17 protein-coding genes are annotated in these 15,695 nt (G+C 67.3%); 8 read left to right on the top strand and 9 right to left on the bottom strand.

The features are described 5' to 3' along the window. Position 1 precedes the first annotated feature (1 nt). The 4 genes from ACFWI8_RS14020 to ACFWI8_RS14005 form a co-directional block, all read right to left on the bottom strand. Positions 2 to 1,717 (bottom strand): long-chain fatty acid--CoA ligase, encoded by a 1,716-nt coding sequence (locus ACFWI8_RS14020; RefSeq protein WP_387090136.1) that lies wholly within the window; start codon positions 1,715 to 1,717, stop codon positions 2 to 4. 88 nt (positions 1,718 to 1,805) lie between these two features. Beyond that, on the bottom strand, positions 1,806 to 2,369 hold the full coding sequence (locus ACFWI8_RS14015) for a SigE family RNA polymerase sigma factor (protein WP_311596513.1): 564 nt from the start codon (positions 2,367 to 2,369) through the stop codon (positions 1,806 to 1,808). A 159-nt stretch (positions 2,370 to 2,528) separates the two neighbouring features. Then, positions 2,529 to 3,209, bottom strand: coding sequence for a hypothetical protein (locus ACFWI8_RS14010; RefSeq protein ID WP_387090094.1), 681 nt, complete (start codon positions 3,207 to 3,209; stop codon positions 2,529 to 2,531). Continuing rightward, positions 3,193 to 3,726 carry an RNA polymerase sigma factor gene (locus ACFWI8_RS14005; RefSeq protein WP_387090091.1) on the bottom strand — a complete coding sequence of 178 codons (534 nt, stop codon included), beginning with the start codon at positions 3,724 to 3,726 and terminating at the stop codon, positions 3,193 to 3,195. Before ACFWI8_RS14005 ends, ACFWI8_RS14010 begins: the two co-directional genes overlap by 17 nt. Positions 3,727 to 3,945: 219 nt before the next feature. Between ACFWI8_RS14005 and ACFWI8_RS14000 the strand changes: the two genes are divergently transcribed. Together ACFWI8_RS14000 and ACFWI8_RS13995 are read left to right on the top strand one after the other, a co-directional pair. Next, positions 3,946 to 4,359, top strand: a complete 414-nt coding sequence (locus ACFWI8_RS14000; RefSeq protein WP_387090088.1) for a TIGR03668 family PPOX class F420-dependent oxidoreductase — start codon at positions 3,946 to 3,948, stop codon at positions 4,357 to 4,359. A 13-nt stretch (positions 4,360 to 4,372) separates the two neighbouring features. Next, positions 4,373 to 4,837 (top strand): hypothetical protein, encoded by a 465-nt coding sequence (locus ACFWI8_RS13995; RefSeq protein ID WP_387090085.1) that lies wholly within the window; start codon positions 4,373 to 4,375, stop codon positions 4,835 to 4,837. Positions 4,838 to 4,855: 18 nt separating this feature from the next. Here the strand turns inward: ACFWI8_RS13995 and ACFWI8_RS13990 are convergent, their stop codons facing one another. Beyond that, entirely contained in the window at positions 4,856 to 5,488 is a 633-nt protein-coding gene (locus tag ACFWI8_RS13990) for a hypothetical protein (protein ID WP_387090083.1), read from the bottom strand. A gap of 147 nt (positions 5,489 to 5,635) precedes the next feature. Then, a complete protein-coding gene (locus ACFWI8_RS13985) occupies positions 5,636 to 6,424 on the bottom strand; it encodes a GntR family transcriptional regulator (protein WP_387090080.1) in 789 nt (262 codons plus the stop codon). Positions 6,425 to 6,514: 90 nt separating this feature from the next. Between ACFWI8_RS13985 and ACFWI8_RS13980 the strand changes: the two genes are divergently transcribed. The 6 genes from ACFWI8_RS13980 to ACFWI8_RS13955 all read left to right on the top strand — a co-directional run bounded on the left by ACFWI8_RS13980 (position 6,515) and on the right by ACFWI8_RS13955 (position 11,932). Beyond that, a complete protein-coding gene (locus ACFWI8_RS13980) occupies positions 6,515 to 6,949 on the top strand; it encodes an NUDIX hydrolase (protein WP_387090078.1) in 435 nt (144 codons plus the stop codon). Positions 6,950 to 7,007: 58 nt separating this feature from the next. Further along, positions 7,008 to 7,409 (top strand): ATP-binding protein, encoded by a 402-nt coding sequence (locus ACFWI8_RS13975; protein ID WP_387090075.1) that lies wholly within the window; start codon positions 7,008 to 7,010, stop codon positions 7,407 to 7,409. Next, a complete protein-coding gene (locus ACFWI8_RS13970; protein ID WP_387090072.1) occupies positions 7,403 to 7,759 on the top strand; it encodes a hypothetical protein in 357 nt (118 codons plus the stop codon). The genes ACFWI8_RS13975 and ACFWI8_RS13970 overlap by 7 nt, the downstream gene beginning before the upstream one ends. Further along, on the top strand, positions 7,756 to 8,073 hold the full coding sequence (locus ACFWI8_RS13965; RefSeq protein WP_387090070.1) for a hypothetical protein: 318 nt from the start codon (positions 7,756 to 7,758) through the stop codon (positions 8,071 to 8,073). Before ACFWI8_RS13970 ends, ACFWI8_RS13965 begins: the two co-directional genes overlap by 4 nt. 495 nt (positions 8,074 to 8,568) lie before the next feature. Then, on the top strand, positions 8,569 to 10,995 hold the full coding sequence (locus ACFWI8_RS13960; protein WP_387090067.1) for a hypothetical protein: 2,427 nt from the start codon (positions 8,569 to 8,571) through the stop codon (positions 10,993 to 10,995). 511 nt (positions 10,996 to 11,506) lie between these two features. Next, positions 11,507 to 11,932, top strand: coding sequence for a hypothetical protein (locus ACFWI8_RS13955; protein ID WP_387090064.1), 426 nt, complete (start codon positions 11,507 to 11,509; stop codon positions 11,930 to 11,932). A 2,115-nt stretch (positions 11,933 to 14,047) separates the two neighbouring features. Here the strand turns inward: ACFWI8_RS13955 and ACFWI8_RS13950 are convergent. The 3 genes from ACFWI8_RS13950 to ACFWI8_RS13940 all read right to left on the bottom strand — a co-directional run bounded on the left by ACFWI8_RS13950 (position 14,048) and on the right by ACFWI8_RS13940 (position 15,676). Further along, on the bottom strand, positions 14,048 to 14,302 hold the full coding sequence (locus tag ACFWI8_RS13950) for a hypothetical protein (RefSeq protein ID WP_387090061.1): 255 nt from the start codon (positions 14,300 to 14,302) through the stop codon (positions 14,048 to 14,050). Positions 14,303 to 14,397: 95 nt separating this feature from the next. Continuing rightward, positions 14,398 to 15,066: a phosphotransferase gene (locus ACFWI8_RS13945; protein ID WP_387090059.1), complete on the bottom strand. Its 669-nt coding sequence runs from the start codon at positions 15,064 to 15,066 to the stop codon at positions 14,398 to 14,400. Positions 15,067 to 15,076: 10 nt separating this feature from the next. After that, positions 15,077 to 15,676, bottom strand: coding sequence for an HhH-GPD-type base excision DNA repair protein (locus ACFWI8_RS13940; RefSeq protein WP_387090056.1), 600 nt, complete (start codon positions 15,674 to 15,676; stop codon positions 15,077 to 15,079). Positions 15,677 to 15,695 lie beyond the last annotated feature (19 nt).

Raw genomic sequence — 15,695 nt, 5'->3', positions numbered from 1 at the left:
GTCAGGACGGCCGGGCCTCGGCCTCGGCCCCGTCCTCCGCCTCGCCCCGGCTCTGGCGTGGCAGCAGGGTGACGTCGAGGTCGCCCTTGGCGTAGCCGGCCCGCAGCGCCTTCTTGTCGAACTTGCCGACGCTCGTCTTGGGCACGGCCGTGATGGTGGCCCACCGCTCGGGCAGCTGCCAGCGCGGCACCCGCTCGCCGAGGTACGCGCGCAACTCGGCGTAGTCGACGGCCTCGACGCCAGGACCGGGGACGACGGCGGCCAGCGGGCGCTCGCCCCAGGTGTCGTCGGGCACGGCCACGACGGCGGCCTCGGCGACCCCCGGGTGGGCCATCAGGTGGTTCTCCAGGGCCACCGAGGAGATCCACTCGCCGCCCGACTTGATGACGTCCTTGGCGCGGTCGGTCAGCGTGAGGTACCCGTCGGGCGAGATGACGCCGACGTCGCCGGTGCGCAGCCAGCCGTCGGCGCTGAACCGGTCCGCCGGGCGCTCGGGCTCGGCACCCGCGCCGCCGTGGTAGGCGCCGGCGATCCAGGGCCCGCGCACCTCCAGCTCGCCGGCCGAGACGCCGTCCCACGGCAGGACCGTGCCGTCCGGGCCGACCAGCCGGGGTTCGACGCCGGCCGCGAACCGGCCCTGGGTGACGCGGTAGGGCCACTCCTCCTCGGGGGTGAGGCCGGTCGGCGGATGGCAGAGGGTGCCGAGCGGCGAGGTCTCGGTCATGCCCCAGGCGTGCTGGACGCGGACCCCGTGCCGTTCCTCGAAGGCCCGCATCAGCGCGGGCGGGCAGGCGGAGCCGCCGATCGTGACCCGGGTGAGGGCCGAGATGTCGCGCGGCCGTTCGGCGAGTTCGGCGAGCAGGCCCTGCCAGATGGTGGGGACGGCGGCGGCGTGGGTGGGGCGTTCGGCGGCGATCATGTCGGCGAGCGGCCCCGGCTGGAGGAAGCGGTCGGGGAGCAGCAGGTTGACCCCCGACATGAACGCGCCGTGCGGGATGCCCCAGGCGTTCACGTGGAACATGGGCACCACCGGCAGGGTCGTGTCGGCGGTGGTCAGGCCCATCGACTCGGCCATGTTGATCTGCACGCAGTGCAGGTAGACCGAGCGGTGCGAGTAGAGCACCCCCTTGGGCTCGCCGGTGGTGCCCGAGGTGTAGCAGAGGGCGGCGGCGGTGCGCTCGTCCAGCTCGGGCCAGGGGTACGAGGTGGGGCGGCCGGCGATCAGTTCCTCGTGGTCGTGGACGGCGGCGCGGGTGCCGGTGGCGGTGAGCGCCGCGTGGTCGCCGGGGCCGACGACGACCAGGTGCTCGACGCCGGGCAGCGCCGGCAGCAGCGGGGCGAGCAGCGGCACGAGGCTGCCGTCGACGAGGATCACGCGGTCCCCGGCGTGCTCGATGATCCAGGCCAACTGGTCGGGCGGGAGCCGCAGGTTGAGCGTGTGGAGCACGGCGCCCATGGCCGGGACGGCGAAGTACGCCTCGACGTGCTCGGCGTTGTTCCACATCAGGGTGCCCACGACGCCGCCCTCCATGACCCCGAGGTCGTCCCGCAGGGCGTGGGCGAGCTGGGCGGCGCGTTCCGCGCTCTCGGCGAAGGTGCGGCGGCGCGGCGCCCCCTCGCCGGTCCAGGTGGTGATGCGCGAGCCGGCGTGGATCGTGGCGCCGTGCGTGAGGATGCGGCTGACGAGGAGCGGGACGTCCTGCATGGTGCCGTACAACGGGGCCTCCAGGGGCACGCGTCGACAACGTTGTCCCCGCCGATTCTGGCGGCTGCGCCGATCCCCCGACACCCCCTGAGGGCGTGGTTCAGGCGGCGGCCAGCACGGTGTCCGCGCGCTCCACCCCGTCGACGATCCCCGCCAGCTCGGCGTCCTCCCGGAGCTTGGCGAGCGCCCGCGAGACGGCGCTCTTGACCGTGCCCACGGAGACGCCGAGCAGCTCGGCCGTGGCGGCCTCGCTCATGTCCTCGTAGTACCTGAGGACGACCATGGCGCGCTGCCTGGCCGGCAGCCGGACGACCGCCCGCCACATGGCGTCCCGCACGGCCTGCCGCTCGGCCGGGTCCGGCTCGGGCAGCGGCTCCGGCTCGGGAAGCTCGTCGACCGCGTACTCGTCGACGCGCCGCTTGCGCCACTGGGAGGTGCGGGTGTTGAGCAGGGCCCGGCGGACGTAACCGTCAAGGGCCCGGTGGTCCTCGATGCGTTCCCACGCCAGGTAGGTCTTGGTGAGGGCGGTCTGGAGGAGGTCCTCGGCGTCGCTCGGGTTGGACGTCAGCGAGCGGGCCGTGCGCAGCAGCACCGGGCCGCGCGCCTGCACATACGAGGTGAAGGTCGGCGGGGTCCCCATCTGGACCGTCCTGGGCGTGGTCATGCCTTACAAACTAGGAGACATCGACCCCCCTGCGGATCGGCCACAGGTCGCGATGGGACATCCCCCCCAGGGTGTAGAAGGGGGCCTGGCTCCACCTCCCACAGGTGGAGGGGGCGGTCGTCCTTCGTCAGGGACCCTCAGGGATACACCTGATGATCGTCAGGCGGTCAGCTCCTCGATGCGCTGCGCGAAGTCCTCGTCGGGGAGGGGGAGTTCGATCTCGTCGACGAAGCGCATGGCGTCCGGGACGTAGTGCACGACGGCCGCCGCGGCGGCCGTCAGATAGCCCGGCTCGCCGCGCAGCAGGGCCAGCACCCGCAGCACGAGGGCCGGGTCGCTGCCGTCCTCAGGATCGCTCACTGGGTCGTGCGGGTGCCGGTCGGGCTCGGCCTGCCGGTGCCACAGCTCGGCCTCCCACTCCTCCCCGAGGGTGAGGTGGTGGAGGTACAGGCAGTAGGAGGCGACCCCGTCCCCGGCGCCGGCGGAGAACTGCCACCAGAAGCGGGCGCCGTCCTCCTGCCCTGCCAGCTGGAGCACGCAGCCGAGCACCCGCGCCCCGTCCGGCTCGGGGATCCGGCCGCCGAGCAGGTCCGCCATGTGCTGGAGCGCGCCCTCCTGCTCGACCACCGTGCGACAGAGCGTCCGGAGGGAGCGGGCGATCTCGGCGGCCCTGCTGCCGGGACACGACAGCAGGTCGGGGCCCAGCGCCTCGCACCGCGTCCGGTCGGCCACCCTGGCCGCTATCCGCGACTCGGCCGCGTCGATCTCCTGCCGGGTGTAGGTGCGCGGCGCGCCGGCGAGCACCGCCCGGGCGAGCACCTCGTCAATGGACCTGCTCATCGTCACCGCCCTCCTTCGCCGCCTCGCCGCTCAGCCCCAGCGTCTCCTTGAGCCGGTGCCGCGCGTAGCGGGCCGTCGAGCGTACCCCGGGCTCGCTGATTCCGAGGATGTCGGCGGTCTCGGCGGTGCTGTAGCCGATGCAGTAACGCAGCACGATGACGTCGTGCTGCCGCTCGGGCAGCTCCCGGATGGCCTGGTACACGCTGAGGGACTCGGCGAGCTCCCCGACGGGGTCGACGGCGTCCCGCAGGGCCACGGTCTCGAAGGCGGCGGTGTCCATCACCACCGGCCGCCGCCCGCGCACTCGCGCGGCCTCCTCGGTGTGCCGCTTGAGCAGCGCCCAGGCGTGCCCGGCCGGGCTGTCCGCCCTGAGCACCTCGCCCCACTCCGCTGCCATCTGCTCGAACGTGCGGTCGACGGCCTCCTCGGCCTCGTCCCGACCGCCGAGGTGAAGCTCGGCCCAGCGCACGTACGCCGGCCGGTAGAGCTGGTGGAAGGCGCGGAAGTCGGCGGGCAACGGGGTCAGCGGAGCGACCCCTTCACCTCGTAAAGGGGATGTCTCAGTCACCGGTGAACCTCCTGACGGCCGCCCGTGTCGCCTTGTCCGGCGGATTGAGCACTTCCCCGAGAGCTTTCGTTGTCTGACGGAGCGTATCGGTCATCCAGATGGCGCACCAAGTCGCGAACCGGCGCACTTCGGGTGGCTTTCGTCACCACCGGCGGCTATGCCGGGACCATGCGTCTCCCTTCCGCCACGGCCCGTCACCTCGTCGCCGAGGCCCGCGTCCTGCGCCTGGCCACCGTCGCCCCCGACGGCACCCCCCACCAGGTCCCCGCCACGTTCGCGGCCCGCGGTGACACGCTCGTCACCGCGGTCGACCACAAACCGAAACGGCATCAGCGGCTGCGGCGCCTCGCCAACATCGCCGCCAACCCCCGCGTCAGCGTCCTCGTCGACCACTACGACGACGACTGGACCCACCTCTGGTGGGCCCGCGGCGACGGCACGGCACGCGTCCTCCCGGCCGACCCCCGCATCGCCTGGCTGCGCGCCAAGTATCCGCAGTACGACGACCACCCACCCGAGGGACCCGTCATCGAGATCACCATCACCCGCTGGACCGGCTGGTCCTACGCCGACCTCCCGTGATCCCCTGCCCTGCGTGGAAGCCATCATCGCCAGCGCGATAGCCGTCCTCGGCACACTCCTCGGCTCCGGCCTCACCCTCGCCTTCCAACGCCGCACGACCGACCGCACCCACGCCTTCACCCGCGACGAACGTCTCCGCCAGGAACGCCTCGACGCCTACGCCACCTACGCCGGCACCCTCCTCAACTACCGCCGCTCGCTCATCCACCTGTGGTTCTGCCTCCACGAACAGCCGCCCCCGGAAGACCCGGAGACGGTCCGGCCGCGCACCTACGACCTGCGCTCCGAGGCCCAGGAGGCCCTGTTCCGCGTCCAGATGCTGACGGACGACGACACCCTGAGCCGCACCGCCGAGGACGTCCTCGCCGCCGTCACCAAGCTGTACAAGACCGACACCCGCCCCGAACTCGACACCCGCCGCCGCGAAACCCGCGACGCCATCAGCGCCCTCGTCCGGGCGGCCAAGCGGCACCTCTGACGCCGGTGAGATCAGGCGTCAGCTCCCGTCGGCCGGGTCGCCCCAGTGCCACGGCACGACAGGAGGCTGCCACGCTTCGCCTTCTGGGCGGTCGAGGACCGGCGGATCGGCTCGACCGGGAAGCGGGCGTCCATCGATGACGGTTTCGAGCGAATGTTGGACGTAGCGAAGGTAGTGCTTCACGTCCCGTATCTGTCGTTCCCTGTGCCCCGAGCCCACCCCTCTCCACCCGACGTCGTAGGCCAAGCGCACGAGTTCGCGGTAGCGCTCACGGGTAGCCTGATCGCTGATCGCGTAGAGGTCGGTGATCATCCCGCGTCGGACGGACTCCATCGCCTTCTGGCATTGATCGCGTGCGTGGCGGCTGAAGTGGGGGTGCTCGGCGGAGACATCGGGGAGGGAGGGCAGCCATGCGTACAGATCTGCCAGCCGTTCCAGAAGCGTTCGAGCGGCGTCCGTCGACCTGGCACGTTCTCGGCTCACCTGGTCGAGACGCAGGCTGGCGGCATGCTCTGCGGTGGCCAGAGAAGCCTGAGCCGTGATCGACTTGTTGGTCTGCCAGCGCGCCACCAACACGGTGATGGCCCCACCGGCCAGGGTGCCCACCAGTGCGCCCAGCGACTGCGTGGCGATGTCTGCCCAGTAGCTCATACTGCATTGCTTCACCGCGCTACGGCCGCCCACTACCGTGGCCATGGGCGGCAGCGAGGTCCGCAGACCGAAAGGTTGAGTTCGAGCCACTCCGACTCGCAGGGCTGCTGCCCCACCGACCGCTCGCAGGGTGCCCTTCTTCCCCGCCTAGATGGCAGGGAGTTGGTAGGCGAGGACGTAGGCGTCAGCTGCCATCACGGTGTCGCACACCTCTACCGGCCGCCCCTTGGTATCGAAAGCGGTGCGGATCAGGTGGATGACGGGGACGCCGGCCGCCAGGCGCAGGAACTTGACCTCGTTCGGGATGGGCATCCGCGCGCGGATCTCTTCCTCGAAGTGGTCAAGTTGGTGGCCGAGTTCTTCGAGCCGGGCGTAGATGCCACCGGGCCCCGGGTTGGGCTCCGCGATCGGGGTGCCCCGGGCGATGTCGAGCGGAAGATACGACGTCGCGAACTCCACCGGCCGCCCATCCAGCAGATACCTCCGCCGTCGAGCCAGCACCCGGCGCGGGGTGCCCAGTCGCGCGGACACATCCTGTGTCGGTCGTTCTTCCTTGACTTCGAGGCTGTCGACTTCCGGGTGACTTCCCGCGGCTTCGGCCTCCACGGTGAAGGCCGCCTTGCCCTGGTCGCGGTGGCGCCGGGCGAACCGGTCCGAGGCCAGCCGCCGCACGGGCGGGCGAGGACGGACGAACACACCTCGGCCGTGCTCGGAGTGCACCAGGCCCTCGCCCTGGAGGACGGACAGCGCGTTCCGCACCGTCATCCGCGAAACCCCGTAGTGTTCCACCAGCTCGGCCTCGGACGGGAGCTTGGCACCCTCGGTGAACCGCCCCTTGTCGATCGCTTCCCGCAGTTGATCAGCGATCTGGCGGAACACCGCCCGGTCGCTGGTGGAATCCAGCGCGCCCAGCACGCCGGAGGGGATAGCGGCCATCACCGATTACTCCTTTAGATATCTAGACAAGTTGCCAAGCGTCCTTGCTACGGTGTGATCCTAGTCAGCTACCGAGAGAGTTGAGCCCGCGTGAGCACCACCCAACGCCTGCACTCCGTGAGCGTCGCCGGAGTCATCATCGACGACGCCGGCCGCGCGTTGCTGATCCAGCGACGCGACAACGGGCACTGGGAGCCGCCGGGCGGAGTCCTCGAAGCAGGCGAGACCATCCCCGAAGCCCTTGAGCGCGAAGTCCTCGAAGAGACCGGCATCAAGATCGCCCACCCGGCCACCTTGACCGGCATCTACAAGAACATGAACGCGTTGATCATCGCCATGGTCTTCCGCTGCGAAGCACTCGGCGGAAGCGCGACGACCGGCGCCGAGACCAAGGCCATCCGCTGGGCCACCCGAGACGAAGTCAGCCAGCTCGCCGACGAGGCATACGCCGTCCGCGTCCTGGACGCCATGGACACGGCCAACCCGCCGGCCATCCGCGCCCACGACGGCGTGAAACTCATCTAGCACAACCGACCTGCCCATAACCGTCTACCAGCAGAAAGGAACTTGTATGCACGAGTATATGAGTCGTTTCCGTGTCTGGGTAGTCACCTGTCGCGGCATTCCGCAAGAGATCACCAGGGCACGCAAATTCGTTCGAGAAATCTTCGAGGGCGAACCATGGGCCGACGACGCCGCCCTGATCGTCACGGAACTCGGCACCAACGCCCTCGCCCACACCACCGGCGGCGGCTTCCGCCTCACCCTCACCCGCTCCCCCGAAGGCATCACCATCGCCGTGACCGACTCGGGAGGCACCACCACCCGCCCCCACGTCCAGGACCCGACGACCGACAACACGGGCGGTCGAGGCTTGGCACTCGTCCACGCCTACGCCGACACCGTCACCATCCACGGCGACCACCGAGGCCACACCGTCACCGCCGAACTCCACCCCAACAGCACAGCACCCGAAACATGCTGACCAGGGCCCGCGCGGTCCGCCTCGAACTCCGCCTGGGCTACTGGTGCGAAGCCATCGCCTACCACCCCCAAGGGCACCGAACGTTCTGGCTCGGCTCCCACCCCGCAGCCACACCCCGCCTGGCGATGCGCTGGCTCCACACGCGCGCCGCCCACATCGCAGACCAACTCGACCCACCAGCCGCCACGATCGTGCGCCACTGGCTCACCGACCAAGCCGAGCACGAACACGCCCTTGCACTCCTCGTCAACGGCGAGCTCTACGCCCACACCATCCACGAAGACAGCCTCCACTACCTACTGTCCGCACGCCCCGCCAACCGCACCGCACTCCCCAAGCAGGCCCCATGACCAACCAACACCCCACCCACGACGACGACCAGGACCACGAGGCACCGCTCCGCCCCGAGATCGAACAGGGCTACCGCGACGAGTTCCGCGTAGCCATGAACGCCGTGATCCAGTACTGCCGCAACGCCGTCAACGAACACGGCCACCGCGGCCTCTGGGCACCACGCGGCGACAGCCCAGACCACTACGAACTCATCAGCCAGGCCCGCCGAGACATCCTCACCAAACTCCGCCTCGTCCTGGACTGCGCCGAAACCGCCGCCTACCAGATCGAACGCGACCGCCAACGCCCCCACCGCCGCCAGACCAAGTGACTTACAACCTTCTCCACGACTTCAAGGCGCCGCGCCCCAGGCGCGGCGCGCGCGGCAGCGGCGGCCCCGGGCCGCCGCTCCTGTCTCCGCCCCGCTCCGACCCGAGCCCGCCGGCCGCGCACCAACACAGGCTCAACCATGGTTGCGATGAAAGCGGGTCCATCGTGGCTGGGAGTCGGCTCCACGGCTTTACCCACCTCCCCGGTCCGGGGCCCTCATCGAGCAAGACCAGGTGGCATCGGCCGGATTCACCGGGCAGGGCTCCGCCCCGCCCGATTCGCTGAGGAAGCGTAAGACCCCCGACCATGCCCGATCCCAACCCAGGCGGGACACCGGCCAAACCCACTCCGCCGACCTCGTGGGATGACTTACCCCTGTGAGACAGGCACCGGTTCAAGATCGTTCTCATCAGCTGATCCGTTGTGGATCGCACCCATGGCAACCGATACGCTTACACCGCCAGCGTTCATCCCTCCATAGTCAGGGCCGGTAAACTTGTCGAGCATTTACGATTCGGGAAAATCCGCTCTTGATGAACTAATCGAGTGGGCTGAAAGTAATGCGGTCGGCGATAAGCGTAACGAGGCAACTACTCGACTCCACCTGATCGATAAACTTCTTATCGATGTGCTTCGTTGGCCAAGGGCTAACATTAGGGCAGAAGAAAAGGCTGGCACAGGTTGGATCGACTACGCCCTAGGTTCTCCTGCTACACAGCTCATCGTTGAGGCGAAGCGCGAGGGGATTCATTTCGAGCTGCCGGCAGGAATCGGTACCGGCATTCATAAAATCGAAAATCTCACCATCGGGGACAAAGGGAAGTCCCTCAAAGATGCCTTGACGCAAGTCGCAGAGTATGCCGCGCGCAATGGTGTGGCGCCTGCAGGCGTGACTAACGGACATCAGCTCGTCCTCTTTATTGCGGCCCGGATGGACGGGGTGCCACCCCTAAAGGGTAGGGCATTGGTATTCCCCAGTCTTGCCGATATGAGAGCAGACTTCAGACTATTGTGGGATAACGCTTCCGCGAGTGGTGTCGACGCCAAGGTTCTTCACAGCACGGTGAGCCTGCTTGAAGCACCTCCGCCCGAGCCTCTTTCGATGCATTTGGTCAACTATCCAGGATCGAAGCGGAGAAATAGTCTGCAATCCGGACTTGACATTTTGGGCGAGCTTTTCCTAGAAGACGTCACTCGCCTCGAAGAGTTGCGCAAGGATTTCTTGCGTGAATGCTATGCGTCGAGTGGTGCGCTCTCGCAGTATGCTGAGGTGAGTAAGCAAATCCTCCGAACCCGGTACGCATTGCTCAACGAGGAGGACGGGCCGGATGTATCTCCTATCGAGGGCAAGAAGGGCCTTAATCAGCACCTGACGCAAGACATGCTGGCAGCCGCAGCGGCGCGGAGGCCAATCGTGCTTCTAGGCGATGTTGGAGTAGGTAAGACAACCTTCATTCAACGACTAGTGCATGTCGATGCGGAGGAGTTGTTCGATAAAGCAATCAGCCTGTACATCGATTTTGGATCTTCTACGACACTCACCCGGATTGATTCACACGTGATTGAGGAGTCTATTCGGCAATTGCGCGAGAACTATGATGCTGATATCGAAGATGCTTCTTTCGTAGAAGCAGTGCATCATGGTGCGCTGAATCGGTTCGAACGGGGTGTGGTCGGCCGCCTCAAAGATATCGATCCTGTCGCATACGAGAAGGAAAAAATTAATCTTCTTCGGCGGGCTGTCGAGGATCGCGCTGGTCATTTGAAGGCCAGCCTAGAACACCTTCGATCCAACTGGCGCAGGCAACTCGTCATCTTCTTGGATAATATCGACCAGCGGAGCAGTGAAGATCAGGAACAGGTATTCCTAATCGCGAATGAGCTCGCGCAAACATGGCCAGCCACAGTCTTTGTAACGCTGCGTCCTGAGACCTTTTATCGATCCAGTCGTAGCGGCACCCTTTCTGGATACCAAGCACGCGTTTTTACTATCGCGCCACCGCGAGCAGACGTGATGCTGCAGCGGCGAGTTGATTTTGCTCTGGGGCAACTGCGGACAACGGGGCGCTTGGGTTCCTTTCCGGCTAACGTGACTGTCGATAGCGAAAGCCTTGAGGTCTTCCTCGAAATTCTCGCAGAGAATTTTCGATCGAATGATAACTTGCTCGCGCTCATCGATAATCTCGCCGGAGGCAACATGCGACTGGCGCTCACCTTCGTTACAGGATTTATCGGTAGCGGGCATATCGATACCGCCAAGATGATCCGAATTTTTCAAGAGAGCGGTCGCTACACCGTACCACTGCACGAGTTCCTTCGGGCTCTACTGTTCGGTGATGGGGTTTACTACGATCCGCAATCTTCCCCAATTGCGAATCTATTCCGAATCACCCAACCCGACGGCCGGGAACACTTCCTATTGCCGCTGCTTCTCAGCCAGGCCCAAATTTTGGGCGAGCGAGTCGGGGATGAAGGGTACGTTTCGGCGGAATCGCTTTTCGAATTTTCTCAGAATCTAGGCTTTGACATCGGGCAAGTGACAAATGCGCTTGACTATGCTGTGGAGAAAAGGCTTCTTGATACCGCTCCGCGCCATTCAGGAGAGACTCCGCGGCTTCACTATAGAATCACCACCGTGGGTGCATACACGACTCGTGTGCTGCTTGCCTATTTCGCGTACGTTGATGCGATGCTCGTTGACACGCCGATTGTTGACGATCAGTACAGAAACCTGATTAAAGATGATCACACCTTGCCGGAACGGGTCACTCGAAGTGAGTATTTTCGCCTCTACCTGGATAGGCAGTGGTCGAAAGTGAAAGACTCGGGATTGCCTTGGCGATGGTCGGATACTAGCGAAAAGCTGTCCGCAGATATTCGCCGAGTGGGCCGGAAGGCCGACCCTCAAGCTTGGAATTACTAGGGGCATGTGTATCATCTTCCACTTCAGTCAATAGGGTGTCGCTGTGGAATGGACTTCACGGCCAGGTAGTCGGTGACTGTTTGCCCCTGACCTCGCGCGACGGGTCGCATTCCGGGTGATGCCCAACTGGCACTGAAGGAGTACTTCGTAGTTTATGTGCGGATTGCTGTTCGACTGGTTCGCGACCGGGGCGTTCGTGCGACTGGCTCAGGGACAGCGGGCCCGTGCGTCTGGCAGGCCGTTCTACAGGTGAAGCCCTGTAGGGCGGGCTGGCCTCAGCGGTGACGACATCGGGGTCTCCTGGGCCGTCCGAGGCCCGCCGAGGTTGACCAACGGCGACCAGGTCAGCGCCCTACTGCAATACGGGTTTCCATCGCACGGTGACGTCAGGCGAGATGGGGTGTTTCTTGCCATGCCCCGGAGCTGCAACGCTTAGCTCATCGAGCGGTTGTGGGCACTGCGTCGGCACTGTACGTTCCTGTTCGCGGATCGGTGACCTCAAGGGGCGAGGATGGCTGGATACGGGCGCACGGACAGTGAATGGGAAGAGTTGGTACACGCTGGTCGTGGTTTCCTCGTCGAGCGAGCGGAGCTGGGCAAGCTCACCTCCTACACGGAGCTCAACGTGACTCTGGCCAGGCGAACCGGCTGCCGTCCCTTCGACTTCGAGCGTGCTGACGAACGAGCCGCGATGGGGCATCTGCTTGGACTGATCGTGGAACGAGACCAGGAGATCGCACCCTCAGACCCGCCTGTCATGCTCTCGGCCCTGGTGAACTACCTGGGGGCCAATGACGCTGGCTCTGGCTTCTACCAGCTGGCCAAGGAGCTCAAGCTTCTGCCCATGAGCGCGTCTGCCGATGAGAAGTTCGGCTTCTGGGTCAAGCAAGTGAAACAGCTTCACGAACGGCATGGAGCTGGTCCGACGGTGGCCTGAGATGCATCCTGAGTGTCTAACTGCGTGACATTGTCGACAGACAGCGGCGGACACCTGCACACATCTGCGGACCACGGCAGTAGGTGAGAGGCACAACCGCCCGAGGCCAGGCGCCCACCCAAGTTGCTTCGGGACGAAGAGCTCTGAGCGCCTCTGGTTGACAGGGCGGCTCCTGTCTCGCCCTCGCTACGCCCCACGGGCAAGGCCACACGCGGCCCACAAGGCAGGGCAGAACCCCGTTGAAGGCGCCTTCGCGGCTGGGGGTCGGCTCCAGGGCTTTACCCACCTGCCTGGTCCGGGGCCCTCATCGGGCAAGGGCAGGGGCCATCGACCGGATTTACTGGGCAGGGCTCCGCCCCGCCCGATCAGCTGGACGAGCGTAGGGCCCCCTGCCCATGCCGATCCCAGCCCAGGCAGGACACCGGCCAAACCCGCTCCGCCAACCACGACGTCGACCGCACCCACCTTGGATTCCAAGGTTATACGTCTCAACTTGCGCCAACCGATACGTAAATCCAAGGGAAGAAGGCCTGGCGGCCTTCGAAGTTGCGAGCGCTGGGCGTACTGGTGCAGAATCGCGGCACGCTGCGCGAGGCCCGCGCGGCGGCGAACAAGCTGAAGCCACCCGCGAACCCTTGGCCGGAGGGCGGGTGGCTGAGGCTCCTATCTGAGAGGTGCCGTGAGCATTATGGCTCAGCGCGCGCAAGATCATCAGTCAGTCCCGCCGTTAGTGACGGGCATCGTGTACACCACCGCCTTCGCGGCAGGCGTCGTCCTGATCAGCAGCGGGCAAGCATCCGCGTCCGAAGCGTCCGGCTACGTGGCCCCTCTCCTCGTTCTGTACGAGCGGCTTCTGTCCCGGCGTTAGCGCGAGTCGGGTTGCGGTACAGCAGCGAAGTACCGTAACCACAGCAACCGCAGGCGGCCAGGCCTGTCCTTCGCCGGCCCGCATATGACCTGTGCGTCCCTTAACGCCCGATCTCTGTTGAGCTACGGATCAGAAGGTGGGCCGTGCCGGCGGCGCGGCCCACCTTGGTCCAGGTCCAGGCATAGCTCAGACGACAAGCCCATGTCTGACGACGGGCCATCTTCTGCATCAGCTCACCGTGAGGCAACGAAGCCGGCGGATCTGTCGAGGTGCAAAGGGGGCCCGGGGACCGCTGGGGTCCAGCATTGGCGGAGGGCATGTTCGATGGCGTGAGCGACGTCGTACGGCAGCAGAGGGGTGGCCGGACGGCCGACCCAGTTGCTGACGTGCGGCTGGTTGGTGGTGACGACGAGCGTCGTCCCTGGAGTGTCTTCGTGTTCAACCGCGAAAGTGCAGGGGGTCCAGCACAGGGCCTGGGCGTACGTGGGGCGCCGGCGCAGCTGCCACCGGTAGGTCGTGCCGTGGACGACGATGCGTCGTGAGCCCTTGCGGGGCAGCGCCATGGGGCCTCCTCGACCGTCAGGATGCCCAGTGGGGCCCGTCCGCTGTCCGTCTCATTCAGCGCCGTTCACGGCCGTTCGGACGGAGCCGCCGCTCATGCTGCGGGCGACCTCCGGCCGTCGAGGACGCAGGCGGACGGGCCCGGACAACGCTCAGCGAAGCACGAACAGACTTGGCAAGTGTGTTGGTGAGGCCGTGGATGGCCGCGTGGCTCTGTCGTCACGGTTGGGGCCGGAGGCTCGCGCCTCAACCCGCCGTGCCGTGTTCTCGGCGCATGGTCTGAATCAGGGTGGTGAGCTTCGGTTCGGCGGCCTTGAGGGCCAGGAGGGCCTGGTCGGGGGTTCGCCGGCGCGGGGGTGGCCGCGGTCGATGCGTTTGGTCACGGCGTCGATGTCGGCCAGGACGGTGTTGAGGTCGCGGGAGGCGGCGAGGACCGGTTCGGGGCGAGGAGTTGGGCCTCGGTGCACCGGTCGCGGTCGTCGAGTCAGGCTGCGTTCCGGGTCCGTGTAGACGCCGTCGCGGAGGCGGTGGAGGGCGTCCTTGGTGAGGGCGTGGAACTGGCGGGACGCGCGGTTCGTGGCGAGGGAGAGGGCGCGGCGGTCCTCGGCGTGGGGGTGGTGGTTTTCGAGTTCGGCGTCGTGGTGACGCGGTGGGTCACCCAGGGGGAGAGCGGCGCGGCGGCGTTGTCAACGCGCGTTGCGTGCGCGGCGGTTGGCTTCGGCTACGCGGTGGCTCAGGGATTCGCTCGCGCTGATGGGGCGGACGTCCTCCGGGCGTGCGGTCCATTCCTGGCCGCCGCCGGGTGGGCGGAGCCAGATGGTGCCGTAGAGGTGGGCCATGACTCTGCCGACCCGGTCGCGCGCGGTGTCGCGTGCCATCGTGCCGATCTCCGGCACGGAGGAGGGCAGGGGGGACGGCATGGGGGAGGAAGTTCCTGTCATGGCCACACTCCGAACGCAGGTCCGGTCCCGCAGGGTCGCCTTCACATCACCACCATGCCCGAGCAGGGGCCCCTCGAAGTGTGGGGGCCGCAGTCTCAGAGCGAAATTTGAGGTTGGCGGTGGAGCAGGGACAGCGCGGCGTCCACGGCCTCGTGTTCGCCGGGGCGGAGGGTGGGGTTGGCGGCGCGGCGGGCGTGGGCGCGGGGGAGGTGGGCGGGGATGGTGGCGGCGGTCGGGCCGAGGGCGTCGAGGAGGGCGGTCAGGAGGGCCGCCGAGGGGCCGGCGATCGGGGAGTCGGCGACGGCGACCTCGGCGAGGATCATCGCGGAGACGGCGAGGTCGTAGCCGGGTGGGCCCTCGGCGCTGTCGTGCCAGTCGATGACGACGGGGCCGCGCGGTGTGAGGAGGACGTTCTCCGGGTGCAGGTCGAGGTGGAGGATCGGGTCGGCGTGGCGGGGTGGGACGGCGTGGAGGCGGGTGAGGAGGTCGGCGAGGAGCCGGCCGCCGGCCGGGATCGGGGTGTCGCCGGCGAGCAGGGAGGCGAAGAGGGTGGGTCCGGTGAGGCGTTCGAGTATCAGGTCGGCGGGCGTCGGGGCGCCGGGGTGTACGGCCGGGACGGGGTAGCCGTGGGTGCCGAGATACGCCATGACCGCCGCCTCTTCGGCGGCGTCCCGGCCGTCGCGGTAGCGGCGCAGCACGCGGTGGTCGTCCAGCGCGTGGACGTCGGCGGTGCGGCCGGAGCCGATGAGTTCCCCCAGGAGCATGAGGGGGAGGCTACGACTTCGCCGCGCGTTTCGCGGCCTGTTTCGTCTCGCGGACGCGGGTCAGGGAGTCGGGTCCCGTGATGTCGGCGACGGAGCGGTAGGCGCCCTCCTCGCCGTAGGCGCCCGCCGCCTCGCGCCAGCCGGTGGGGGTGACGCCGAGCTGCTTGCCGAGGAGGGCCAGGAAGATCTGGGCCTTCTGCCTGCCGAAGCCGGGCAGCGCGTTGAGCCGGCGCAGCAGCTCGCGGCCGTCGTCGACGTCGCGCCAGAGGGTGCCGGCGTCGCCGTCGTAGTGGTCCACGAGGTACTGGCACAGCTGCTGCACCCGGCGCGCCATCGAGCCGGGGTAGCGGTGGACGGCGGGCTTGGTGGCGAGCAGGGCGGCGAACTCCTCGGGATCGCGGGCGGCGATCTCGCGGGCGTCGAGGTCGTCGCCGCCCATCCGCCGGGCGATGGTGTAGGGGCCTGTGAAGGCCCACTCCATGGGCACCTGCTGGTCGAGGAGCATGCCGACGAGCCGGGCCAGCGGGCTGCGACCGAGGAGTTCGTCGGCCTCGGGGCGCTGGGCGAGGTGGAGGGTGTGGGCGGAGGGGTGGGGGTCGGGAGTGGTCATGGGGGTCATGATCGGGGCC

It is taken from the genome of Streptomyces sp. NPDC127098 (assembly GCF_042722465.1).
In the GTDB taxonomy this organism is placed as follows: domain Bacteria; phylum Actinomycetota; class Actinomycetes; order Streptomycetales; family Streptomycetaceae; genus Streptomyces; species Streptomyces millisiae.
The sequence above is the reverse complement of the archived record's forward strand: the minus strand, read 5'-3'. Positions and strand labels throughout refer to the sequence as shown.